2 protein-coding genes and 2 pseudogenes are annotated in these 1,860 nt (G+C 70.1%); 3 read left to right on the top strand and 1 reads right to left on the bottom strand.

Annotated elements, in window-relative coordinates:
- Positions 1–176: 176 nt before the first annotated feature.
- The 3 genes and pseudogenes from ABZV31_RS38260 to ABZV31_RS38250 form a co-directional block, all read left to right on the top strand.
- Positions 177–416, top strand: a pseudogene (locus tag ABZV31_RS38260) (transposase); the annotation flags it as partial.
- Between the two features lie 23 nt (positions 417–439).
- Entirely contained in the window at positions 440–649 is a 210-nt protein-coding gene (locus ABZV31_RS38255) for an integrase core domain-containing protein (RefSeq protein WP_355901492.1), read from the top strand.
- A gap of 36 nt (positions 650–685) precedes the next feature.
- A pseudogene (locus ABZV31_RS38250) lies at positions 686–886 on the top strand (transposase); the annotation flags it as partial.
- On the opposite strand, the gene mobF reads toward ABZV31_RS38250, so the two are convergent.
- Positions 867–1,814, bottom strand: a complete 948-nt coding sequence (gene mobF, locus ABZV31_RS38245; protein WP_355901490.1) for a MobF family relaxase — start codon at positions 1,812–1,814, stop codon at positions 867–869. The pseudogene ABZV31_RS38250 and the gene mobF overlap by 20 nt on opposite strands.
- Positions 1,815–1,860: the final 46 nt, after the last annotated feature.

The following is a 1,860-nucleotide window of genomic DNA, read 5'->3' as shown; positions in this document are numbered from 1 at the left end:
CACTGTCTTGTCCGCCGCCTCGGTGAACGCGCGCCGACCCACCGCGCTCCCTTCGCGAGGAGGCCGACATGGCCAGCATCCCACCCACCTCACGCACCGTCATCGGCGGTGTGGACACCCACAAAGACCTGCACGTGGCCGCCGTCATCGACACCGACGACCACGAGGATGAGGTCACGTCCGGCAAGACGAACCGGCACCGGCTCAACCGCGGCGGCCACCGGCAGCTGAACTCCGCCCTCTACCGGGTGGTGATCGTCCGCATGCGCTTCCACCAGCCCACGATCGACTACGTCGCACGTCGCACGGCCGAAGCCAAGACGAAACAGGAGATCATCCGCTGCCTCAAGCGCTACCTGACCCGAGAGATCTACCAGATGATCAAGGCAAGGACACAACCCGCCTCAGCGGCTTGACGAACTATAGGAGCGTCAACGCCATGGCCGAAGCCCTCAGCGGCACCTTCAAAGCCGAGTTGATCGAGATGCAAGGCCCCTGGAAGGACTTCGACCAGGTCGAGCGAGCGGTCTTCCAGTGGGTCACGTGGTACAACGAGGAGCGGCTCCACTCCGCCCTCGATTACGTGCCACCCGTCGAGTACGAACGCGCCTGGTGGCGACAACAGGAAGCCGCCTCGCAGTCCGCCTGAACCAACCAAGCCCGGACTCTACGAAACTCGGGGCAGCTCACCTGGATGCCCATGCTCGCGCTGGCCGGCACAGCCCGGCTGTGGGAACCCCGCCGCCTGCGACTGCGGCTGTTCTCCGCCGCCGCCCAGCTCGTCACCACCGGCCGACGCCGCGTCCTGCGCCTTGCCCGGCACTGGCCCTGGGCCAACGTGATCACCAGCGGGATCCAGAGGCTCGCTACCCTCCCGAACCCCGGCCGACCAGCAGCTTCTTGTCGCGGCGGGTGTCCTGCGCCGCCCACCACGCCAGGCCGTGCTGGGCGTGCTCCCCCGGCAGCCGCCCGTGGTCGCTGACGTACTGGTCGGTGAGGCCCTCCAGCGCGGCAAGGACCTGCTCCCGGCGCGTGGCCGACCAGTCGATCAGCTCGCGGTCGACGCCGGCTATCTCCATCACCGGTCGCAGGCCCGGCGTGACCGTGCAGGGCTCAGTCGCCAGCCCCAGCTCCTCACAGACTTCCGCGGTCATCAGGAGCGTGTAGAGCGTCCCGGCCGCCACGACGTGCTGATACAGGCGCATCGTGTCGAGGTTGCCCCAAGCCCCGTCCGGGCGCTGCGCCTTGATGGACGGCAGGCAGTGGTCGGGCAGGAGCGGGAAGCCGTCGCGGTTGTCGAAGTGCCGGAAGCGGGCCACCACGAGGGCCGGCGCCTTTGCACGGTGACGGCCGCCGCTCCCCCACCGGATCTCCGCGACCTCATCCTCCAGCCACGCGATCGTCGCGGCGATGGCCCGCTCGTGCGCACGCGCGATGATCCGCCGCGTCCTCTCATCCCCCAGCGCCCACAGCACCACGAGGCTCGCCTGCGGCCGAAAGACGAGATCGAGGGCGAGCAGCGGGCTGGTGACGGAGGCGACAGGACGACCGAGGACGGTGGCCCGCCGCGCCACGGCCTGGCTCTCGCCGGCGTGCAGGAGCTCGCGCTCGATGCGGTCAGCGTCCGGGTGCCTGCCCCCGCCGCACAGCAGCTCCGCCTGGCGCCCCGTCACCACCGCGCCCGAGGCGAGCCCGAGCGCGGGCAAACCCCGCCCCATCCACACCCCGGGCGGGATCCCGGCCTCCTCCTGGGCAACCGCGAGCGGCGGGTCAGCGAGGAGACCCTGGCCGCACTCGAGGAGGCGGCCTCGCAAAAGGGGGAGCGTCCAAGGAACACAACGGGCAGGACGGCGAAAGCGA

This window comes from Streptomyces sp. NPDC005202 (assembly GCF_040608235.1).
Lineage (GTDB): Bacteria > Actinomycetota > Actinomycetes > Streptomycetales > Streptomycetaceae > Streptomyces.
This window is presented reverse-complemented; position numbering and strand designations above follow the sequence as displayed.